General features: G+C 71.8%; 15 protein-coding genes. 4 read left to right on the top strand and 11 right to left on the bottom strand.

What is annotated here, in order from left to right:
• Window positions 1–285 precede the first annotated feature (285 nt).
• The 3 genes from IE278_RS00050 to IE278_RS00060 all read right to left on the bottom strand — a co-directional run bounded on the left by IE278_RS00050 (window position 286) and on the right by IE278_RS00060 (window position 4785).
• Window positions 286–2898, bottom strand: coding sequence for a S8 family serine peptidase (locus IE278_RS00050; RefSeq protein WP_246569618.1), 2613 nt, complete (start codon window positions 2896–2898; stop codon window positions 286–288).
• 106 nt (window positions 2899–3004) lie between these two features.
• Window positions 3005–3955 carry a TauD/TfdA dioxygenase family protein gene (locus IE278_RS00055; RefSeq protein WP_189767426.1) on the bottom strand — a complete coding sequence of 317 codons (951 nt, stop codon included), beginning with the start codon at window positions 3953–3955 and terminating at the stop codon, window positions 3005–3007.
• A gap of 125 nt (window positions 3956–4080) precedes the next feature.
• Complete coding sequence (locus IE278_RS00060; RefSeq protein ID WP_189767428.1) at window positions 4081–4785, bottom strand: TetR/AcrR family transcriptional regulator; 705 nt, start codon at window positions 4783–4785, stop codon at window positions 4081–4083.
• Window positions 4786–5003: 218 nt separating this feature from the next.
• On the opposite strand from IE278_RS00060, the gene IE278_RS00065 reads away from it, so the two are divergent.
• Both IE278_RS00065 and IE278_RS00070 read left to right on the top strand, forming a co-directional pair.
• Complete coding sequence (locus tag IE278_RS00065) at window positions 5004–6560, top strand: APC family permease (RefSeq protein WP_189767430.1); 1557 nt, start codon at window positions 5004–5006, stop codon at window positions 6558–6560.
• Between the two features lie 64 nt (window positions 6561–6624).
• On the top strand, window positions 6625–8283 hold the full coding sequence (locus IE278_RS00070; protein WP_189767432.1) for an amidohydrolase: 1659 nt from the start codon (window positions 6625–6627) through the stop codon (window positions 8281–8283).
• 31 nt (window positions 8284–8314) lie between these two features.
• Here IE278_RS00070 and IE278_RS00075 read toward each other — a convergent pair whose 3' ends face one another.
• The 5 genes from IE278_RS00075 to IE278_RS00095 form a co-directional block, all read right to left on the bottom strand.
• Window positions 8315–8788, bottom strand: coding sequence for a carboxymuconolactone decarboxylase family protein (locus IE278_RS00075; RefSeq protein ID WP_189767434.1), 474 nt, complete (start codon window positions 8786–8788; stop codon window positions 8315–8317).
• Between the two features lie 152 nt (window positions 8789–8940).
• Window positions 8941–9486 carry a GNAT family N-acetyltransferase gene (locus IE278_RS00080; RefSeq protein ID WP_189767436.1) on the bottom strand — a complete coding sequence of 182 codons (546 nt, stop codon included), beginning with the start codon at window positions 9484–9486 and terminating at the stop codon, window positions 8941–8943.
• Window positions 9487–9516: 30 nt separating this feature from the next.
• Window positions 9517–10116: a class I SAM-dependent methyltransferase gene (locus IE278_RS00085; protein WP_189767438.1), complete on the bottom strand. Its 600-nt coding sequence runs from the start codon at window positions 10114–10116 to the stop codon at window positions 9517–9519.
• Window positions 10117–10161: 45 nt separating this feature from the next.
• Window positions 10162–12981: a beta-L-arabinofuranosidase domain-containing protein gene (locus IE278_RS00090; RefSeq protein WP_189767440.1), complete on the bottom strand. Its 2820-nt coding sequence runs from the start codon at window positions 12979–12981 to the stop codon at window positions 10162–10164.
• A gap of 342 nt (window positions 12982–13323) precedes the next feature.
• Entirely contained in the window at window positions 13324–13812 is a 489-nt protein-coding gene (locus tag IE278_RS00095) for a MarR family winged helix-turn-helix transcriptional regulator (RefSeq protein WP_246569621.1), read from the bottom strand.
• A 205-nt stretch (window positions 13813–14017) separates the two neighbouring features.
• On the opposite strand from IE278_RS00095, the gene IE278_RS00100 reads away from it, so the two are divergent.
• Both IE278_RS00100 and IE278_RS00105 read left to right on the top strand, forming a co-directional pair.
• On the top strand, window positions 14018–14986 hold the full coding sequence (locus IE278_RS00100; protein WP_189767442.1) for an alpha/beta hydrolase: 969 nt from the start codon (window positions 14018–14020) through the stop codon (window positions 14984–14986).
• Window positions 14987–15198: 212 nt separating this feature from the next.
• A complete protein-coding gene (locus tag IE278_RS00105; RefSeq protein WP_246569623.1) occupies window positions 15199–15690 on the top strand; it encodes a MarR family winged helix-turn-helix transcriptional regulator in 492 nt (163 codons plus the stop codon).
• 20 nt (window positions 15691–15710) lie between these two features.
• Here IE278_RS00105 and IE278_RS00110 read toward each other — a convergent pair whose 3' ends face one another.
• From IE278_RS00110 to IE278_RS00120, 3 genes are all read right to left on the bottom strand, one after another.
• Window positions 15711–17468 carry a PP2C family protein-serine/threonine phosphatase gene (locus IE278_RS00110; RefSeq protein ID WP_189767444.1) on the bottom strand — a complete coding sequence of 586 codons (1758 nt, stop codon included), beginning with the start codon at window positions 17466–17468 and terminating at the stop codon, window positions 15711–15713.
• 458 nt (window positions 17469–17926) lie between these two features.
• Window positions 17927–18310 carry an STAS domain-containing protein gene (locus IE278_RS00115; protein ID WP_189767446.1) on the bottom strand — a complete coding sequence of 128 codons (384 nt, stop codon included), beginning with the start codon at window positions 18308–18310 and terminating at the stop codon, window positions 17927–17929.
• Window positions 18311–18539: 229 nt separating this feature from the next.
• The gene (locus IE278_RS00120; RefSeq protein ID WP_373311844.1) at window positions 18540–20945 is read right to left on the bottom strand and encodes a SpoIIE family protein phosphatase; all 2406 of its coding nucleotides are present in this window, start codon (window positions 20943–20945) and stop codon (window positions 18540–18542) included.
• Between the last annotated feature and the right edge of the window lie 120 nt (window positions 20946–21065).

The raw sequence follows: 21065 nt of genomic DNA on the forward strand, positions 1-21065 counted from the left end.
CGGAACTCACGTACTCGGTCCGCTCGAAGCCGGTCGGCACATAGCGCGTGTACTGCAGCCAGGCCGTGTCCTGGTACGGCCGCCGGGCGAAGCGCTGCTCGCTCGCCCACGGGGCGCCGCCGTTGTCGGCGTACCTGGCCTTCACCACCGCGCTGTTGCGCTCGGACACGGTGTGCACCACCTTGTCGGGGACGCGCTGCGACGACACCTGCATGACGTCGTACAGGTACGGGCTGCGGGCCGTGCCGGTGAAGTCCACCGTGGTGCGCCCCTTGCCGATCCGCTTCAGGAGAGCGGCTCCCGCGCTCGCGCCGATCCGGACCGTCGGCACGCCCCAGCGGTCGCCCTGCGGATGCCAGCGGGTCCAGGCGATGTCGCTGAAGTGGACCAGCACGATGCCGCGTACCCCGGCGGCCGCCGCCTGCTCCGCCAACTCCCGTTCGTCGACGTTCTGTTCGTTGGTGAGGACGGCATGTAGTAGGGATCGAACGCCTCCTTGCTGCCCGGCACCTTCATGTCGAGGAGCGGCGCGACGAACTGCCAGCGCGAGGCGAACTCGAAGGTGCCGTCGGTGACGGCGGAGGTCGGACTCACATACAGCCGCTTGCCCAGGTCGAAGTACATCGTCCCCTGGATCAGGCTGTGTCCGTCGATCTTCCGGTACGTCTGGTAGCTGAGGATGCCCCGCTGCTCGGCAGGCTCGGGCGTCCGGATGTCGACCAGGGTCGTCCTGCGCGCGTCCAGCGTGACGGCCATGTCCTTGGTGACCTTCACCTCGGGCAGGACCACGTGCCGCAGTTCCTGTCCGTCGGCGACCGTGTCCAGGGACGAGTAATCCAGCTGGTAGGTGCCCTCCTCGACTTCGGCGACGGCCGGCTCGGTGGCGCTGCCCGGGTCGGTGTAGCCCACGAAGCCGTCGGCGCCCCAGATCGTCGGCAGTGCCTCGATCTGCTTGCCTGTGAGGTCGATGGTCCTGACGGTGAGCCGGTGGGTCGGCCCCTGCACGGCCAGGCTGACCGTGGTGTGCACGGTGACCTTCCCGTCGGCGGAGGCCGCGGTCACGTACCCGTAGTAGTCGCCCCGCTCGACCCGGGCCGGGTCGACCGTCAGCGGAACCTCGGCGGTGGCACCCGCGGGCACCCGCACCGAACCGGAACCGAGCCGTACCGCCCCCTCGGCCGGTGTCCGGCCGCCCGTCGTGGCCAGCCGCGCGGAGAGCGCCAGCGTGACATCGGCGCCGGAGGTGTTCGTGTACGCCAGCGGCGTCGTACGGGTCTCGCCGTCACCGGTCTGCAACGGACCCAGGGCGACGGTGCCCGTGGCGGTGACAGGACCGAGCGCCGCCGCGGCCACGTCGATGAGACCGCTTCCCTGCTCGGTGACCTCCTGACCGGCGGCCGTACGGGCGGTGCTGACGAGCGCGTCCTTCAGTTGCTGTGCGCTCCAGCCGGGATGCCGCTGGGCGAGCAGCGCGGCGGCGCCCGCCACGTGCGGGGCCGCCATCGACGTACCGGAGGCCGCCACGTGCTGTGCGTCGACCGGGTCGCCCATGGTGGTCCCGGCCGCGCGGGCCGCCACGATGCCGACGCCCGGCGCCGTCACGTCGGGCTTGACCGCGTCGTCACCGGTGCGCGGGCCGCGGCTGGAGAACGGGGCGAGGGAACCGTCCCGGTCGACCGCGCCGACGGTGAGCGCGGCGTCCGCGGCGCCGGGCGAGCCGATGGTGCCCGTGCCCTGCTCGCCGCTGTTGCCCGCCGCGACGACGAACAACGTGCCCGTGCGCTCGGTGAGTTCGTTCAGCGCGAGGCTCATCGGGTCCGTGCCGTCGCTCGGGGCGTCCGAGCCGAGGCTCATGTTGACGACCTCGGCCCCCGAAGCCGCCGCCCACTCCATACCGGCGATGACCTGGGACTCGCTGCCGTAGCCGTCGTCCCCGAGCACCTTGCCGACCAGCAGGTCGGCGGCGGGCGCCACTCCCTTGCCGCCCTTGCCCCCGCCGCCGGACGCGGCTCCGCTGCCGCCGACGATGGACGCGACATGCGTACCGTGTCCGAAGGCGTCCCCGGTCCCCGAACTGCCGGAGAAGTCCTTGGCCTCGGAGATCCGTCCGGCCAGGTCCGGGTGGGACTGGTCGGCGCCGGTGTCCAGGACGGCGACCTTCACGGACTCGCCCCGCTGCCCGGCCTGCCACACGGCGGGCGCGCCGATCTGCGGGACACTGCGGTCCAGCGAGGCGTTCACCCGCCCGTCGAGCCACACGCGCGGGGTGCCGGCCGCACGTGCGGCGCTCACCTGATCGCCGTCCGGGGCCAGTTCCTTCCAGAACCGGCCGAGGTCGTCGTCGGCGACCCGCACCGACCGCGCCCCGATGCTGTCGAGCCGACGCACCGGCGACCCGTCCTCGGCGAGCGCGGTCAGCCGCTGTACGGCGGACCTCGCCGCGCCGTCGGCGCCCCCCACGATCAGCGGAAGCGCGTCGCTGTGCGCCTCGTCGTACCGCTGGGCGAGCAACGCGCCCACGTCGAACAGCCCGCGGTCCAGGCGCCCCGCCGAGACCAGCTCCCCGGCGTCGGACGGCAGGACCGTCAGCCGCCCGTCCTGCTCGTAGGTCCTGAAGAGGATCTGCCGCCGCCCGGGCCCCGGCGTCACCGAGGCGGTCCGGCGCCCCTCGGAGTCCGCGCCCACGGTCACCCGGTCACCGGTGATCAGGCGCACGGTGCCGAGGCTCTTCGGCGCGGCAACGTCGGCCGCCGCCGTCGCCGTGGGCCCCGTACCGGTGCGAGCGGCCACCGGCGCCACCGCGCCGGCAGCCAGGGCGAGTCCTGTCGATATCGCCGCCACCAGGCGAATCCGTCTCATCAGTGCCGTGCCTTCCGTCGTACGCACAGAGAAGTTCATGCGCTGGACAGAATCCGGTGGCACGGAATGTCATGTCACTCGATTCCGGTGGCACAGGTGGGACATGTCGCAACCACGACATCCGGGCGACCGTCCCGAAGGCCCCTCACCAGAGGCCTGGTTCACTCCCGACGACCGCGGCCGAGGGCCTGCCGTCCACGCCCACCGGGACGTCCCCCGCGAGCATCACCCGGTGCATGACCCGCGGATGGTCGACCTGCGTGGTGTCGCTCGGAGCGAGGTGGATGGTGGCCCGGTTGTCCCAGAAGGCCACGCTCCCCGGCTCCCAGCGGAACCGCACGGTGTACTCGGGCCGCGTCGCCTGCCCCAGCAGCATCTCCAGCAGCGGCGCGCTCTCCGTCCGGGAGAGCCCCAGGATCTGCTCGACGTAGTAGCCGTTGACGAACAGCACGCGCTCGCCCGTCGCGGGATGCACCCGCACCAGCGGATGCTCGGTGGCGATCTGCCGCTCCAGCAGATGGCGCGCGTACGCGTCCTCGCCGGGCCGGCTCTGGTAGCCGACCCCGAGGCGGTGCTCGGCGCGCAGCCCGTCGACGAAGTCCCGCAGCGGGGCCGACAGTCCCGCGTAGGCCGCCGCCAGGTTCGACCAGGTGGTGTCACCGCCGTACGGGGGCACGGTCTCGGCGCGCAGGATCGTCGCCGCCGGCGGATCGACGCGGGCCCCGTGGTCGCAGTGCCAGCCGCGCAGCAGCGAGTGGCGGCGCCTGCGCAGCCACTCGTCGTGCTCCATGCCGTACCGGCCGCCGAGCTCCAGCCGGTCGGCCGTCGTCTCGATCTCCGGCACGTCCGCGGGTGACGCGCTGCCGCGCTTGCGCAGGCGGACCGGTTCGCCGAACCGGCGGGCGAACGCGACGTGCGAGGCGTGGTCCAGGCGCTGCCCCCGGAAGAACACCACCTTCCAGCGCAGCACCGCCGCCCGGATCTCCGCGACCACCGCCTCGTCCATGTCCTCGGCGAGATCGATGCCCGTGATCTCGGCGCCGATGTGGCCCGCGGCAGGCCTGACCTCGATCCGCGTACCCCTGTCCGTCGTCATACGTGCTCCGTTGATCGTGCGGGTGAACGTGCGTGCGCTCGTGTGTGCTCGTGCGCGGCGACCGGTGGGGGGCCAGCATGACCCCTTCGTCCGGAGTGCGACAGTGCGCCTCACGAGGGACGGGGTCACTCCCGCGCGCGGAGGGCCGGGGCCCGCGCCGCCAGCGCGTCGAGCAGCAGGTCCACCGCCAGTTCGAAAGAGCTCTCGGCCATGACGTACAGCTCGCCTCGCACCTCGCCCAGCGCCGGATAGGACTCCGGGTCGACCGACCCGTAGGCCGTCGTCCACGCCCGCTCGTCGGCCTCGCGCTGCTCCCGGGGGAGCGCCTGGCACGCTGCGTCCAGCGCCGCGTGCCCGAGGACCGTGTCGATGAAGGCGAGATAGAGGCGGACGGCGTGGGCGGGCCGGAATCCGGCGGACAGCAGCAGCCCCACCCCGGTCTCCACGGCACGGAACTCGTTCTCCCGGCGGGTGATGCGGTACGAGGCCATGGCGGCGGCCCGCGGATGGGCGAGGTATCCGGCGCGCACCCGCAGCGCCATCTCGCGCAGCGACGCCACCCAGTCGGGACCGGGCACGAACCCCTCCATGGCGTCCCCGATGATCCGGTCGGAGACGGCCAGCAGCAGGTCGTCGGTGTTGCGGAAGTAGCGGTAGAGCGCGCTCGGGTCGCAGCCCAGGGCCCCGCCCAGACGGCGCACGCTCAGCGCCTCGGGGCCGTGTTCGCCGATGAGGCGCAGCGCGGTCTCCGTGATCAGTTCCTTGGACAGCAGGACGCCCGTCGCGGTGGGGCGACGCCGTCGGCGTTCCTGCGGGGCACGGGTGGGCATGGCGGTGATTCCTCTCGCGCCTACGGACCGCCGGGACGGTCCTCTGCGGTACGGGTCCCGCCGGGGTGTCTGCCCGGCGGACCTTCGCGCCCTCAGTGAACGGCCGGCCGCCGCCTTATGTCAACGGCATTGACGCAAGATGCGCGGACGCTGTTCCATCCATCGCACCCCCACACGGCTCTTCCTCCCGTCCCTCTCCCTCCCCGTGAGGAGCCCTGATGTCCTCCACCCCGGAACACACCGCCCCGAAACAGACCGCCCCGGGCCAGGCCACCCCCGGCCGGCCCGTCCCGGAGCGCCCGCCGACGGAACTGCGCCGCTCCCTGGGTGTCCTCGACGGTGTCGCCATCGCCGCCTCCAGCACCGCGGCCACCACCAGCATCGCCATCGGGATGGGCGCCGTCGGCACGATCGTCGGGCTCCAGGCCCCGGCCCTCCTGCTGCTGGCGTTCCTGCCCGTCCTCGGCATCGCCACCGCCTTCGCCCGCCTCAACCGCTCCGAGCCCAACTGCGGCAACGGCTACACCTGGGTCGGCAAGTCCCTCGGCCCCTGGCCCGGCTTCCTGGCCGGCTGGGTGACGCTCGTCGGCTCGGTCATCTTCCTCGGCTACACGAGCGCGGTGACCGGCTCGGTCGTGCTGATCTTCGCCGACAAGGCGGGCCTGGACTCCGTCGCCGGGATCGCCCTCGACCCCACGTCCACCGCCGCGAGCACGGTGGTCGGCCTGGTGGTACTCGCCGGGGTCACCGTCCTCGCGATCACCGGGGTACGGGCCGCGACCCGCCTCCAGTTCGGCCTGCTGGTCTTCGAGTACGCCGTCCTGCTGGTCTTCTGTACGTGGGCCCTGGTCACCGGCCACCAGGACTTCTCCTGGTCGTGGTTCAACCCGTTCGAGATCTCCAGCGGTACGGCCTTCGCGCAGGGCATGGTCCTCGCCGTGTTCTTCTTCTGGGGCTGGGACGCGGCGTTCAGCGTCACCGAGGAGACCCGCGGCCCCGGTGATTCGGCGCGCGGCGGCTTCATCGCCCTGTTCGCCATGCTGGGCCTCTTCCTCTTCGCCTCGGTCGCCTTCCAGCGCGAGATGAGCCTGCCCGAACTCATCGCCAACGGCCCGCAGGCCCTCCCGTACCTCGGCGCCGAACTGGCCGCCGAACCGTGGGCGAGCCTGCCGCTGCTCGCCCTGATGTTCTCGGCCGTCGCCTCCGTCCAGTCCTCCGTCATCCCCACCGCCCGCGGCCTGCTCGCCATGGGACGCGACCGCACGATGGGCCCGGTGTGGACCCGCATCCACCCCACATACGGCACACCCGCCGCCGGAACCCTGGTCGTCATGTCGATCGCGACCGCCATCGCCCTGCTCGCCATGGCCATCCCCAAGCTGAGCGACATGCTGCTCGCCGCCGTCAACGCCATCGGTCTGGTCGTCGCCCTCTACTACGGTCTCACCGCGCTCGCCTGCGCCGTCCGCTTCCGCGCCGCCCGCCACGAAGGACCGCGCGAGGCCCTGCTCGCCGTCGGCGTCCCGGCCGTCTCCGGGCTGATCCTGCTGGGCCTCGGCGGCTACCTCGCCTACTCCTACGCGACGATGAGCGACCACATCGAACTCAGCCCCGACAACGGCTGGTTCATACTCTCCCTGCCCGCCACCATCGTGCTGAGCGGCCTCGTCATGGCGGCCGTCGCCAAGTACGTCCGCCGCTCCCCGTACTTCACCACCGGACGCGGCACCGACGCCGACGCCCTCTCCCTCCCCATGGACCGCACGGCCGTCTGAGCCCCTTCCCCAGCCCGACGAACCACACCGCAGACCGGCCCCCTTCCCCTGGAGCGCTGAACCCATGTCCCACCCCCAGGCCGCCGACCTCGTCCTCGCCGGCGGGCCCGTGCACACCGTCGACGCCGCGCGCAGCCGGGCCACCGCCGTGGCCGTGCGCGGCGGACGGATCGTCGCCGTCGGCCACCACGAGGTCCACACACTCATCGGGCCCGGCACGGAGGTCGTCGACCTCGCCGGAAAACTCCTCCTGCCCGGCTTCCAGGACGCCCACGTCCACCCCCTGGGCGCGGGCACCGAACTGGGCCTGTGCCACCTCAACGACACCGTCGACCCGCGGGAGTACCTGCGGCGCGTGAAGGCCTACGCCGACGGCCACCCCGACGCCGAGTGGATCACCGGCGGCGGCTGGTCCATGGAGGCCTTCCCCGGCGGCACGCCCACCGCCGCGCTGCTCGACTCGGTCGTCCCCGACCGGCCCGTCTTCCTGCCCAACCGCGACCACCACGGTGTGTGGGTCAACTCCCTCGCCCTGGAGCGGGCCGGCATCGACGCCCGCACACCCGACCCGGCCGACGGACGCATCGAGCGCGACGCCGAAGGCAACCCCACCGGCATGCTCCAGGAAGGCGCCGCGCACCTCGTGGGCCGCCTGCTGCCCGCCCCCACCCCCGACGAACAACTCGCCGCGCTGCTGAGGGCCCAGACCGTGCTCCACAGTTACGGCGTCACGGCCTGGCAGGACGCCATCGTCGGCACGTACGCGAACATGATCGATCCGACGCCCGCCTATCACGCGGCGGCCGACCGCGGACTCCTGACCGCCCGGGTCGTCGGCGCGCTGTGGTGGGACCGGGGGAGGGGCGCCGAGCAGATCCCCGAACTCGTGGCCCGCCGGGCGGAGTCGAGCCGGGGACGGTTCCGCGCCACCAGTGTGAAGGTCATGCAGGACGGCATCGCGGAGAACCACACCGCCGCCCTGCTCGGCCCCTATCTCACGCGCTGCGGGTGCGCCTCCGACAACTCGGGCATCAGCTTCGTCGAGCCGGCCGAGCTGAGGAAGTACGTCACCGAACTCGACGCGCTCGACTTCCAGGTGCACTTCCACGCGCTCGGCGACCGGGCGGTACGGGAGGCCCTGGACGCCGTGGAGGCGGCCCGCGCGGCCAACGGCTGGCGCGACACCCGCCACCACCTCGCCCACCTCCAGGTCGTGCACCCCGAGGACGTACCGCGCTTCCGGGCGCTCGGCGCGAGCGCCAACCTCCAGGCGCTGTGGGCCGCCCACGAACCGCAGATGGACGACCTCACCATCCCGTTCCTCGGACCCGAACGAGCCTCCTGGCAGTACCCGTTCGGGGACCTGTTGCGTGGCGGGGCGACCCTCGCCGCGGGCAGCGACTGGCCGGTCAGCAGCCCCGACCCGCTGGCCGCGATCCATGTCGCCGTCAACCGGATCGCCCCCGACGCGCCCGAGGACACCCCGGCCTTCCTTCCCGGCCAGCGACTCGACCTCGGCGCCGCCCTCGCCGCGTACACCGCGGGCAGCGCCCACGCCAACCACCTCGACGACGTCACCGGCAGCATCGGCGTGGGCAGACTGGCCGACCTGGTGGTCCTGGACCGCGACCCCTTCGCCGGACCCCCCGAGGAGATCGCCGCCGCCCGCGTCCTGCAGACCTTCGTCGAGGGCCGCAGGGTGTACGCGGCCGACGACGCGTGACCCGGGGAGACCCGGGACAGGGGACTACCGACTATCCGAACTGGCCGACGCGGTAGTCCCCGGCGGGCTGCTGGACGATGACGTTCGCCCGGTTGAAGGCGTTGATGAGGGAGATCAGGAACACCAGCCCGGCCAACTGGTCCTCGTCGTAGTGCTTGGCGGCGTTCTCCCACGCCTCGTCCGTGACTCCGCCGGCCGCGTCGGCGATACGGGTCCCCTGCTCCGCCAACTCCAGCGCGGCGCGCTCGGCGTCGTCGAAGACCGTGGCCTCACGCCAGGCCGCGACGAGGTTGAGCCGGGTCTGGGTCTCACCGGCCGCGGCGGCCTCCTTGGTGTGCATGTCGGTGCAGAAACCGCAGCCGTTGATCTGGCTCGCGCGGATCTTCACCAGTTCCTGGGTCGCGGCCGGCACCCCCGAGTCGGAGACGACCTTGCCCGCCGCGGAGAGATGCTTGACGAACGTGGCCGCGGCCGGGCTGCCCAGGAGGTTCAGACGGGCTTCCATGATGTGCTCCTCAGTCGTTGAAGGGAGGTACACATCCAGGACGGAAACGGGCCGCGCAGTGTGACACGAGCACATGTGACGTGCGTCTCGCGCGCGTCGCCGGCACCTCAGGCCGGACACCGAAGCCCGCCGCCTCCGCGTCCCACGCCCGGTCACCGTCCTGCCGCGGCCTGCCGGTCCGAGGACAGCAGGCCGAACTGCAGGTCGTCCGTCCATTCGCCCTTGAGCCAGCTCGCCTGCCGCAGGAGGCCCTCCTGTACGAATCCGAGCCGCAGCAGCAGCCGGGCCGAACGTGTGTTGCGCGCGTCGCACTCGGCGGACACCCGGTGCAGCCCGCGGCGCCCGAACAGGTCGTCGAGCACCGCGCCCACGGCCTCCGCCGCATAGCCGTGGCCCTGCCGGTCGGCGGCCAGCGTGAACCCGATCGAGGCCTGCATCAGGTTCTCGTGCAGACAGACCCCCACGTCCCCCACCAGACACCCGTCGGCCTTGAGCTCGATCGCGTACTGGAACCAGCCCGGGCTCTCCAAGGACCCCTCGGCGAGCGCCCGTACGATCCGGTCGGCCGTCTCCAGGGGCACCGGCGCCGTCCAGCTCTGATAGCGGGCCACCGCGGGATCGGAGCGGTACGCGGCCAGCGGCACCGCGTCCTCGGCACGGAAGCGACGCAGGACGAGTCGGGGGGTTTCCAGCAACATGCCCCGATCGTCCCACGCCCGGGCGGGCCCTCAGCCGCTGCCCGGCGCCCGGTAGGTCAACAGGTATCGCCAGAAGAGGAGTTGGCGTACCTCGGACCCGGGCAGCAGGCGGGCCGACGCACGCCGGACGTCGTCGAGTGTCATCCGCGGCGGTCGTGCGGGTGGGCGGAGCGGCCGGGGACCGGGTGCGCCACCCGCCCGCTCGGCCAGGGACACCCCGGCGCGTGCCACGGCGTTGGCGGGTACGGCCGCGAGGTCCCACCAGGTGTGGCCCGCGTAGCAGCCGAGGACCAGCAGCACCCCGCCGGGCGCCAGCGCCTCCCGGAACCGGGTGACCGTCGCGAACGGCATGTGGTGCAGGCTCGCCAGGCAGGTGATGGCGTCGTAGTGCCGCCTGGGCAGCCGGGTCGACGTGACGTCCGCCTGCCGGTAGCGGGGGCCTCGGCCGATGCCCTCGGCGACCGCGATCACCTCGGCGCCCGGGTCGACGGCGTCCACCTGGTAGCCGAGCGCGGCGACCCGCCGGGCGAAGCGCCCCGTGCCACAGCCCACGTCGAGAGCCGTGAGACCGTGGCGCGGTAAGCGGCGCAGCAGCAGACGGTGATAGTGGTCGTTGTGATCGAAGGGCATGATCACGACCCTCGCACACGGCACACCGGGCGCGGCAGGGGTGCCTCAGGGTGCGTACGAGGCGTTCTGGGCCGTCGTCACCACCTTCTGGGCGTCGGTCTGGGTCAGGAGGCCTGCTGAGACCCAGGTGTTCACGGTGTTCTGTACCCGTGTGACCAGGGCGGCCTTGGTGGTGAAGGGGGCGCCGGCCCAGATCTCGTCGAGGAGGGTCGTGCCGTTGCTCCGGGCCGGATTGGTGACACCCGAGTCGGTGCCGCCGAAGACGACCTTGGGCTCGGAGCGCCGGAAGTAGGCGTGGGTGGGGTCCTCGGTGCCCTCGAAGAACGGGGCGAACTCCGTGCCGTTCAACGTGTGGTGGAGGGGCTTGCCGGACACCGGGGTGAGGCTCGGCAGCAGGTCCCCGGAGAGGGCCGCGTTGCGGTAGAGCCCGAACTGCAGGCTGCTCGTGGCGCTGCTGCGGGCCACCAGGTTGACCGGACCGTGGAAGAGGGCCTGCAGACCGGGGTCGTCGGGGGTCTTCTCGACGCGGGTACGGAAGGGGATGGTGACGCGTACGACGTCACCGCTCTGCCAGGTCCTTGAGACGGCGAAGTAGGTCCCGGCGGTTGGAGTCCCGTTCACGGCCGCGCCGTTGACGGTCACCTTGAAGCCGCTCGTCGCCCAGGCCGGTACCCGCAGCCGCAGTTCGAACGCCGCGCTCCCGTCGCCGACGGTGAGCGTGGACCCCTGCTCCCTCGGATAGTCCGTGGTCTGCGTGACGGTGACACCCTTCTCGGCCCAGGTCAGCGTGGTCGGGCTGTACAGGTTGACGTACAGCGCGCTCCCGTCGGCCTTCCTGAAGTACACCGAGTCCTGGTACTTGGTGGCGCTCTCCATGCCCGTGCCCTCGCAGCAGGTGGTGCCCTGCCTGGGCGTGTAGTCCCGGACATGGCCGGGCGTGAGCCCGATGAAGTACGTGACCAGCGGCTTCTCGGCGTCGGCCCGGTCCTGCTTCGAGCCGAGGACCTGGTTGTAGAGGGCCCGTTCGTAGTAGTCCATGTACTTCGGGTCCTGCTCGTGGAAGAACAGCATCCGGCTGAGCTTGAGCAGGTTGTACGCGCAGCACGTCTCGGCGCTCGTGTCGCTGATCGTCCCCGCGACGATCCCGCGCGCCTTCCAGAACTCGGCCGAACTCGTGCCGCCGATACCGAACATCCGGTGCGGGACGACCATGCCCCAGAAGTTCTTCGCCGCGGTGAGGTAGCGCGCCTCGCCCGTGGCGTCGTACAGCCGGACCAGCCCGGTGAAGATCGGGATGTGCTGGTTGGCGTGCAGTCCGTCGAGTGTGTCGGTGTTCGCGGCGCAGGCGTCGATGAGCTTGTCGAGGTCGAACAGCTTGGCCAGCGCGAGGTGGTCGGCCTTGCCGGTGAACGCGTACAGGTCGACGATCGCCTCGACGATGCCTCCGAACTCGCCGCTGGAGAAGAGGGCCCACATCCGCTGAAGGGTGGCGTCGGGCAGCTTGGAGAGGCGGGAGTACATCCAGTCGCACATGCCCGACGCCAGGTCGAGCGCCCGGGCGTCGTCCGTGGCGAGGTAGGCGTCCAGCAGGCCCCTGAGGATCTTGTGCGCGGTGTAGTAGGGCGCCCACACCTTGGTGTAGTCGGAGGTGGTCCGCGTCTCCAGGTCGATGAACTGCGTCTCCGGGTACGCGGCCAGGAACCCGGGGTGGCTCGGCCCGCCCCAGGTCCTGCGCAGGGTGGCGGTCAGCCCGCGGCCGGACGCGTCGGCGAAGGTCCCTCCGGAGGTCTCGTCGAAGGCGTACGAGGCCAGGGTGCCGCGGCCCGCGGCGGAGGCGGCGGCGCGATTGCTCTGCAGGGAGGTGATCTCGGCGGCGGTCAGCGCCCGCGACCACACGTTGAACTCGTCGTAGGCGCCCGCGAACACCGGGTCGTCGAAGTGGGAGCGGCCCAGCCAGTTGTTCGTCAGGGTGCCGAGCGACGACGGGTTGAGGGTCATCGAGGTGTTCCGGGCGACCTGGACGCCGTTGACGGAGAGGGTGCCGGTGCTGCCCGAGATCGTGACCGCGAGGTGGCTCCACCGGTCGAGGGGGAGTACGGCGGTGCCGTCGAGGCCCTGTTCGGCGCCGGGCCCGGAGGTCGTGATGGCGAAGCGCGGTACGCCGTTGGCGTTGCGGGCGGCCAGGTACATGTACCGGGTGGTGTCGTTGCCGAAGTCGAAGACCCGGGTCCAGTCGGCGTTGTGGGTGGGCCTGACCCAGGCGGACAGGGTGATCGCGGCGGAGCCGTTCAGCACGGGGGCGGGCAGGCTGACGTACTGGTGGGAACCGCGCACGTTCTCCGCCGCGGTGCCGAACCTGCCGGTGGCGCTCAGCACGGCCGGGTCCTTGCGCAGGGCCGCGCGCACGTCCGTGAGGGCGCCGAGCATGGTCCGTATCCTGTCGGCGTACGCCTGGTCGCCGGTGCTCGCGTACGCCTGCGACAGCATGCTCAGGAAGTGGCCGGTGTAGTGGCCGCGGAGGTTGCCGTTGGCCTCGCCGTCCAGGCCCTCCCAGCCGCCGGGGGCGACCGCGCCGCCTGTGTTGAGGCCGGCGTTGGCGCGGAAGACCTGGAGCAGGCGATTCACGTCGTAGCCGCGGCCGTGGTCGAGCATGAACTGGCGCTTCGTGGCGAAGAGGCCCTGGCCGACCTTCACGTCCTTGAGCTCGAACGGCCGGACTGTCCAGGCGGGCGGGGCGGGCAGGGTGGCCGGGAGGGGGGCCGCCGCGGCGCGGCCCGCGCCGGTGGCGGCGTGGGACACGGTGGGGGTGGCGGCTGTGAGCAGGGCGGCTTGGAGGAGGGTGCGTCTGGGGAGGGCGGGTGCCATGCGGGCCTCGTCTCTGCGGTTGCCTTGTTCGGTATTCCGAACGATGTCCGGGGAGTCGGCCAGAAGATAGGTTTGTGAGAGGGGTGCGTCAATGCTTGTGACGGGATTGGTTCCCGGGGTGTCCCCTGCCTAGGGGGGCTTGTTGCGCCGTTCCCCGCGCCCCTTGGGGAGTGGGGGTGGGGGAGGTGATTGGGGTGCGGGTGGGTTGTGGCTGAGCGCGCCGTTCCCCGCGCCCCTAGGGGATGAGGGCTGGAGGTGTGGCGATGGTGCGGGTCAGTGAGGGCTGGCCGCGCAGTTCCCCGCGCCCCTTAGGTTGGCTGGGTGTGCCGTTTCTCGCGCCCCTTACCGCGTGGGGGTGCTGACGTTTGTTGTCAGTAGGCGGAGTAGGTGTTTGGCTGTGGCGTCCTGTTCGGGGGTCAGGGACATCGCGTCGCCCATGGCCAGGGGGACCGTGTTCGCGCGGTCCTGGAGTCGCACGCCCGCCTCGGTGAGGTGCAGGGCGACGGAGCGCTCGTCCTCCGCCCTGCGTTCGCGCCGCAGCAGCCCGTTCGCCTCCAGGCGCTTGAGGAGCGGTGACAGCGTGCTGGACTCCAGCTGGAGCGCGTTGCCCAGGTCCCGTACGGAGATCGAGTCCTGCTCCCACAGCGCGAGCATCACCAGGTACTGCGGATAGGTCAGGCCCAGTTCGTCCAGCAGGGGGCGGTAGCGGGCGGTGACCGCCCGGGAGGCCGCGTAGAGGGCGAAGCAGAGCTGGTCGTCCAGCAGGAGGGAGCCCTCCTGCGGCGGCGCGGGCAGGTCCCCCTGCGTCGATTCGGCTCCGGCGGTGCTCACGGCGTACCTCCGTACTCAGTGATCTGCCTCGATCTGCCTCGGTGATCTACACCCTAGCGCCGACCCTGCCTTCGGGTCTCCTCGATCGTATCGTGCCCTAATGAGTTGTGCACGACTTAGTCGTGAGCTACTGTTCTCGACGTGCCCCGCTCCCGGCGAAGCCCGCGAGGAGCGTGCCCGCGGCACCAGATCCGAGGAGATCGTCATGACCGACACCAACGGCGTCCGTCCCGTCCTGGAGCCCGCGGCGGCGGCCTTCGCCCAGGCCACCGCCAACCCGCCCTACCTGTTCGACCTCACCCCCGCGGAAGGCCGCAAGGCCGTCGACGAGGTCCAGTCCGGTGAGATCGCCGAGCCGGCCGTCGACGAGGAGTGGATCACCGTCCCCGGCGGCCCCACCGGCGAGGTCCGCACCCGGATCGTCCGCCCCGCGGGAGCGACCGGCACCCTGCCGGTGATCATCTACATCCACGGCGCCGGCTGGGTCTTCGGCAACGCCCACACCCACGACCGCCTGGTGCGCGAACTGGCCGTCGGCGCGGGCGCCGCGGTCGTCTTTCCCGAGTACGACCTCTCGCCCGAGGCGCGCTACCCCGTCGCCATCGAGCAGAACTACACCGTCGCCCAGTGGGTCACCACCACCGGCGCCGACCACGGCCTCGACGCCTCCCGCGTCGCGGTGGTGGGCGACTCCGTCGGCGGCAACATGAGCGCCGCCCTGACCCTCATGGCCAAGGAGCGCGGCGACGTCACGCTCGTCCAGCAGGTCCTCTTCTACCCGGTCACCGACGCCTCCTTCGACACCGGTTCCTACCACCAGTTCGCCGAGGGCTACTTCCTGCGCCGCGACGGCATGCAGTGGTTCTGGGACCAGTACACGACCGACGAGAAGCAGCGCGCCGAGATCACCGCGTCCCCGCTGCGCGCCACCACCGAGCAGCTCACCGGACTGCCCCCGGCCCTGGTCATCACCGGCGAGGCCGACGTCCTGCGCGACGAGGGCGAGGCCTACGCCAACAAGCTGCGCGAGGCCGGCGTGCCCGTCACCGCGGTCCGCTACCAGGGCGTCATCCACGACTTCGTGATGCTCAACGCCCTGCGCGAGACCCACGCCGCCGAGGCCGCCATCAGCCAGGCGATCGCCGTGCTCAAGGGCGCGCTGGCCACCGGCTGACCGTCCCGGCCCCCGGCGACAGCCCGGTCCTCCTCCTCCCGCACCACGCACGTGGGAGGGGAAGGACCGGGCTGTTCGCGACTGTGGGGAGTCGGGCCGGGCGGGCATCGGAGGAGTGGGACCTGTGTACGGTCCGTATGTTCGGGTAGGGCCGACGTACACGACCACTGTCCTGGCCGGAGCCGACCGAGAGAACCGAAAGAGAAGTGCGTGTGACCACTCCCGTGCCGGATCGCCCCCAGCGCGCCGGCCACCCGCCGGACACGCTCGCCGATCACGTGCTCGACGCGGTGGAGAGTCTGGTGACGCTGTGGTTCGCGGCGTCCGCGGACGCACCGCCCCGGTTGCCCACCCGGCAACTGCTCGCGCTGCAGACCGTCCGAAGACTGCCGGAACTCAATCTCACCGCCCTCGCCGAGCACCTGGGCATCGCGCTGCCCACCGCGAGCCGGCTGTGCGGCCGCCTCGAATCCGCCGGACTGCTGCGGCGGACCGTCCAGCCGCACAACCGCCGTGAGGTGCAGCTCGTGGTCACCTCACAGGGGCGACAGCTCCTGGCCGACGTCACCCAGCACCGCTCCCTGGGCCTCACCGGTGTGTTCGCGGTGATGACACCGGCGGAGCGGGCCGCTCTGCAACAGGGCCTGCACGCCTTCCACCGGGCCCACGCCCTCGTACGTCCGCAGCCGCCGCAGGCCGGGTGAGACGGCCCCGTCGGGAGAGTTCAGAAGGCCAGCCTGGTGGGGGTCCTCACCATCTCCGCCGCCCGGCTGTGGAGATGGCACAGCAGGAGACACACGTCGTCGTCCCGCTCGGAATCGCTCAGCAGCGGATGCAGCAGACTGTCGGCCGAGGCGTCCAGGTCGGCGTCGAGGTCCGCGGAACGGAAGGTACCGAGGGCCGCGGCGAGCCGCTCGATGCCCGGGTCTATGCCCTGGGCGCGGCGTTCGACCAGACCGTCCGTGTAGAGCGCCAGGGTCGAACCGGGCGTGAGGGTCACCGTGTGGTCCTGGATCACCTGCTGCAACGGGATGCCGAGCATCGCACCGGGCTTGGCGTCGAGCGTGTGCACCCGCCCGTCGGGGGTGCGCAGCACGGGCGGCGGATGGCCCGCCGCGGCCCAGGTGAGCGTCGGCTCGTCGGGGTGGAAGCGGGCGATGACGGCGGTGGCGTACAGATCGGGCTGCAGGTGGTGCAGGAAGATGTGCAGCCGCGTGAGGAGCTGGCCCGGGGTGCCGCCGTCGACGGCGTACGCCCGTAGCGCGGTGCGCAGCTGGCTCATCATGACGGCGGCGTGCAGTCCGTGCCCGGTCACGTCGCCGATGACGGTGATGAGGCTGCCGTCGGGCTGCCGGAAGGCGTCGTACCAGTCACCGCCGATGTTCAGACCGTGGGTGGCGGGCAGATAGCGCGCGGCCAGATGCAGTCCCGGGGTGGTGGGCAGATCCGTGAGCAGAGCGCGCTGCAGGGTCTCGGCGATGTCCCGGTTGTGCTCGAAGCGCCGGGCGTTGTCGATCGCCACACCGGCCCGGCGGGTGAGTTCGATCAGCATGACGACGTCGTCGGCGTCCCACCGCGCGGCCGGCGGCGAGAGGATCAGGACCCCCTGCTGTGTCCGCCGGGTCCCTATCGGAATGCACAGCAGGGGGGTCGCGGGGCGCAGGGCCGAGGCGGGGTGGTCGTCGACACCGGGGAGGTCCCCCGGATGGTCGGCGGCGTACTGCGGGCGCCCGGTGCGGGCCGCGGCCACGGCGGCGGCCGGACGCGGCGCGTTCACACGGTCCTCGTCGTCCCCGTCGAAGAGCCATACGTCGACACTGTCGGCGTACTCGGGAACCAACAGGCTCTGCAGTCGGCGGACGACCTCGTCGTGGTTGAGCGAGGCCGTCAGCACGGCGCTCGCGTCGGCCAGGAACGTCAGTCTGCGGCGGGCGGTCTCCGCCTCACCGCGCGCCTTCCGCTCGGCGGCCAGGAGGTCGCGCTGGGCCCGGCCTGCCGCGTCCAGCTCCGCGTGCAGGGCCAGTACGCCCTGGTTGGTCTGATCCAGTTCCTCCCGGTGGGAGGTGACCAGGTCCTCCTGCTCGCCCAGTTTCTCCAGCACCAGGGCCGTGTCCTCGTCGGCGCCCAGCAGGGCCTCGGCCAGTGCCCCGGGGTCGTCCGCCACGGCCTCGGGGTCCGCCGTTGGCGCGCCGACGGCGCAGGCGACCGTCATGTGCCACGGCGGCCGTCCCTCGTCGTCCGCGCCGTCGCACGGGGTCAGGACGGCCCGCAGCAGACCGTCCTCGGGCGGTTCCGTTTCCGCCTCCAGGTCCAGTCGCCAGGTGCCTCCCCGCGTGAGGCACTGGCGCAGCCGTGCGCCGAGTGCGGCGGTCAGCCGGGTCCGCTCCATGTCGGAGACCCCGTGCGCCGCGGCCACGCGCGCCGTGTCGGCGCGGGCCCGAGCGGCGTCGGGGACGGTGGAGATGTGCCAGGTACGAATCATGGTGTGCGGTCCGACGGAGTGGGGGCCGGTACGGCGACGGCGATGTCGTCCCCTACGGGCCGGGCGGAGCTGCTCGCATCGCGCGCCGCATGGCGGCGATCACAGCCGGGTGGAAGGACGTGAGGTCCGCGTCCGAGGGCGAAGTCCGTCGGCCGGGCAGGCCGTGACCGATCGTGGGGCCCGCTGATGTGCCGGCACGGCCGGCCGTCCGCATCCCGCGCTCTCCGGCGGTCGCCTGCGGCGTGTGCCCCCGGGAGGGGAGCCCCAGGGAGGGGAGGGGAAGCGGATGGGTCACCGGGCACCGGCACCTGCGGATCCCATCACCCGTGCGCTGTAGAGCATGCCGAAGGAGGGCAACCGCGCCGCTCACTTTCTTGCCTTGGTGAAATGTTGTCAAACAACAACTGTTGTACGTGAGTGTGCTCCGCCGTCCCCCGAGGGCGGAGCGTGCGTGGGGCTCAGGCGGAGTCGCTCGGCTGCTGCTTGTCCACGAGGGCGAGCGAGTCCTCGACGCTGTCGGTCACGGGGACGGTGATGCTCACACCGGTGAGGTCGAGGATCCGTCGCACGGGCGGCGTCGGCGAGATGATGTGCACGCTCCCGTCGAGTTCCCGCGTCTGCTGGTACGCCCTGATGATGATGTTCATACCGGACGAGTCCATGAAGGGCACGGCCGCGAGGTCCAGCAGGAAGTGTCGACGACCGTGCTGGAACTGGTTCGCCAGATGGTGCTGGAGTCCCGTCGCGGTGTCGATGTCCAGATGTCCCTCGACCGTGAGCAGGACGACGTCCTCGCGAGGCAGGGACACCTCGACGGACAACGGGTTCTGGGCTATGGACACAAGTACCTCCCACGAAGTCATAACGGTCTGGGGCAGCTACCCCCGTACTCGCATTCGATGCCGTCGCCGACGGCACACGCGACGTGATCAAGCTCTCGTCGGCGGTTTCTTGCGGCACGCGCAGGTAGGGGCCTCACCAGCGGGTCTGTGTCTGTCGTCGCACATGCCCGCGCGTCTACCCCGGCTTCGCCCCCGCATGCGGACCTTTTTGTTCATGGCCGGTGAAGGACTACGACACGCGGATGCCCACGATGCAGGTGTCGTCGTCGGTGTCCGACCTGCTGTACGTGAGGAGCCGGTCCAGCTGCTGGTCGAGCGTGCACGGCGCCGTACGGACCGTGGTGAGCAGCTGGGTCATGGACTCCTCCATCGTGCGGTCCCGCCGCTCGATCAGGCCGTCCGTGTACATCAGCAGCGTGTCGTCGACCGCCAGTTGGACCTCGTCCTCGCCGTACGTCACCTCGGGCACGGCGCCCAGCAGCAGGCCCTTGAGGAGCGGCAGGGACACCGCCTCCGCGTCCCGCACCAGTACGGGCGGCAGATGACCCGCCCGGGCCCAGCGCAGCTTACGGCTGCGCGGGTCGTAGATACCGCAGACCGCGGTGGCGGTGATGGAGCCCGTCAGATGGTGCGCCACGCTGTTGAGCCAGCTCAGCAGCTGGCCGGGGCCCGCCCCGGTCACCGCGAGCCCGCGCAGGGCGTTGCGCAGCACGACCATGCTCGTCGCGGCCTCTATGCCGTGCCCGGCCACGTCGCCCACGCACAGGAGCACCAGACCGGACGGCAGCACGACCGCGTCGTACCAGTCGCCGCCCACGAGCTGTTCGGTCTCGGCGGGCCGGTAGCGGACGGCCACGTCGAGCCGGGGAGCCTGCAGAGGCGCCTGGGTCGGGGGCATGATGGCGTGCTGCAACTGCAGCGTCAGCCGGTTGCGCTCGGTCGCCTGCTGCTCGGAGTGCGCGAGCTGGTCCCGCGTGGCGGCCAGCGCGACCTCCGTCCAGTGCTGGGCCGAGATGTCCTGATAGGCGCCTCGCAGGACGAACGGCCGGCCGTCGGCGTCGAGCACCGGCTCCGCGACCACGCGGATGTGGCGGGTCACCTCGTCGGGACGCTGGAGCCGGAAGGCCGCGGCGGCTGGCCGCCCGTGGTGGAGCAGGGTGCGCAGGAAGCGGCCGATGGCGACGGCGTCGTCCGGGTGGGCGTGCAGGGCCAGGTCCTCCAGCGGCACCGGACCGCTCGACGGCGATCTGCCGTACAGGCTGAAGAGCTGGCCGTTCCAGGTGATCTCGCCCGTGAGCAGGTTCTCCTCGAAACCCCCGATACGGCCCAGGCGCTGCGCGTGCTGGAGCAGGCTCGCCAGCCGTGCCGTCTCGTCCTCGACGCGCCAGATGAGCAGCACGCTGTTGCCGTGGCGGCTGATGCTGATGTCGGCCACGGACGCCACCGTCACCTGGTCGACGAGAGCCGTGAGGTTCATGCGCTGGGCGCGGAACGGCTCCCCGGTGGCGTAGACGCGCTCGACCCGCTGGAACAGTTCGCTCTCCCCGGCGGCCATCGGGTACGCCTCGAGGAGCAGGGCGCCGTTGACGAGGCCGCGCGGTCGCCCGGCCGGATCCAGGAACCGGCTGTTGACGTGATGGATGTGGAAGTCGACGAGATGCCCGTCGTCGAGGTACGGGACGAGGACCAGCGCGGGATCGTGCAGCCCGTCGGCCAGATCCACCAGTTCGGCGGCGTCCGGCAGGACACGGGGTTCAGTGACGGTGTCGCCGCCGTGCACGAACGCGTACGTCTCCAGCGTGTGGGCGCACAGCTCCGCCAGCGCCTCGACCTGGCGGATCACCTGGGGCGACTGCGGTTCCAGGGGAGTGGGCCAGACGACTTCGAGGACGCCGTGGACGCGCCCGCCGGTGCCGGCGGGGAGGGCGGCCCTTCCCCCGTCGGGGAAGTGGTGCTGGCCGATGGAGGGGAGACCGGTCTCGGAGAGGGAGCCGATCCATTGCCCGGCGCGCTCGGTGAGACTCGTGCGGGCCACCGTCATCACCCCGGGGGGCACATAGCGCCAGCGCCCGGCCTCCGCGGGGGAGAACCCGGCGCTGCCCGCGAGCGTCAGCGAACCGTCGGTGCCCGCGGTCCAGATGGCCACGGCCACCGCGCCGAGCGGGGTCAGCGCGTGGTGGAAGAGGGAGTCGGCGACGGCCTGGGTGTCGGGGGCCGCCAGCGCGCCGCTCTCGGCCTCCCGCAGCCGTACCGCGGCGGAACGCTCCCTCTCCTCGCGGTCCGCGGCCGCGCCTTCCTGGCCCTTCGCGCCGGCCAGGAAGGCGCCGGTCACGTCCGACAGACGGTCGCGGGCGGACTGGTTGATGACGTCGACCGCGAGTTCGAGCGGTGTCACCTTCGCCTGCTCGGCCAGCTCGGCGAGCTGGCGGGCGGCCTGGGCCGGACCGCAGCCCAGCCGCTCGACCAGGATGCCCTTGGCGAGTTCCATCAGGGCACGCCCGTCGGCCTCGGCCTGGGCCGCCCGCACCTCGCGGCGCAGCCGCTCCACCGTCGCGGCCAGCTTGCCCACGGGGTAGTTGGCGGTCAGGGCGGTCTGTTCGTCCGCCGACGCGTCCACCTCCGTGTCCGCGCCCACAGCCACATCCGTGCTCGGGCTCGTGCCTGTACCTGCGTCTGTGGCTGTACTCGTGCCTGCGTCTGTGTCCGTGTCGAAGACGGCGTCGTCGCCGGTGCCGTCGGTGGCGTCGTTCGGGTC

This window comes from Streptomyces tauricus (assembly GCF_014650955.1).
In the GTDB taxonomy this organism is placed as follows: Bacteria; Actinomycetota; Actinomycetes; order Streptomycetales; family Streptomycetaceae; genus Streptomyces; species Streptomyces tauricus.

What these genes read in the sequence shown, in the direction of transcription:
- IE278_RS00050 (WP_246569618.1), bottom strand. Translation starts at nt 2,898, where the DNA reads ATGAACTTCTCTGTGCGTACGACGGAAGGCACGGCACTGATGAGACGG.
- IE278_RS00055 (WP_189767426.1), bottom strand. Translation starts at nt 3,955, where the DNA reads ATGACGACGGACAGGGGTACGCGGATCGAGGTCAGGCCTGCCGCGGGC.
- IE278_RS00060 (WP_189767428.1), bottom strand. Translation starts at nt 4,785, where the DNA reads ATGCCCACCCGTGCCCCGCAGGAACGCCGACGGCGTCGCCCCACCGCG.
- IE278_RS00065 (WP_189767430.1), top strand. Translation starts at nt 5,004, where the DNA reads ATGTCCTCCACCCCGGAACACACCGCCCCGAAACAGACCGCCCCGGGC.
- IE278_RS00070 (WP_189767432.1), top strand. Translation starts at nt 6,625, where the DNA reads ATGTCCCACCCCCAGGCCGCCGACCTCGTCCTCGCCGGCGGGCCCGTG.
- IE278_RS00075 (WP_189767434.1), bottom strand. Translation starts at nt 8,788, where the DNA reads ATGGAAGCCCGTCTGAACCTCCTGGGCAGCCCGGCCGCGGCCACGTTC.
- IE278_RS00080 (WP_189767436.1), bottom strand. Translation starts at nt 9,486, where the DNA reads ATGTTGCTGGAAACCCCCCGACTCGTCCTGCGTCGCTTCCGTGCCGAG.
- IE278_RS00085 (WP_189767438.1), bottom strand. Translation starts at nt 10,116, where the DNA reads ATGCCCTTCGATCACAACGACCACTATCACCGTCTGCTGCTGCGCCGC.
- IE278_RS00090 (WP_189767440.1), bottom strand. Translation starts at nt 12,981, where the DNA reads ATGGCACCCGCCCTCCCCAGACGCACCCTCCTCCAAGCCGCCCTGCTC.
- IE278_RS00100 (WP_189767442.1), top strand. Translation starts at nt 14,018, where the DNA reads ATGACCGACACCAACGGCGTCCGTCCCGTCCTGGAGCCCGCGGCGGCG.
- IE278_RS00110 (WP_189767444.1), bottom strand. Translation starts at nt 17,468, where the DNA reads ATGATTCGTACCTGGCACATCTCCACCGTCCCCGACGCCGCTCGGGCC.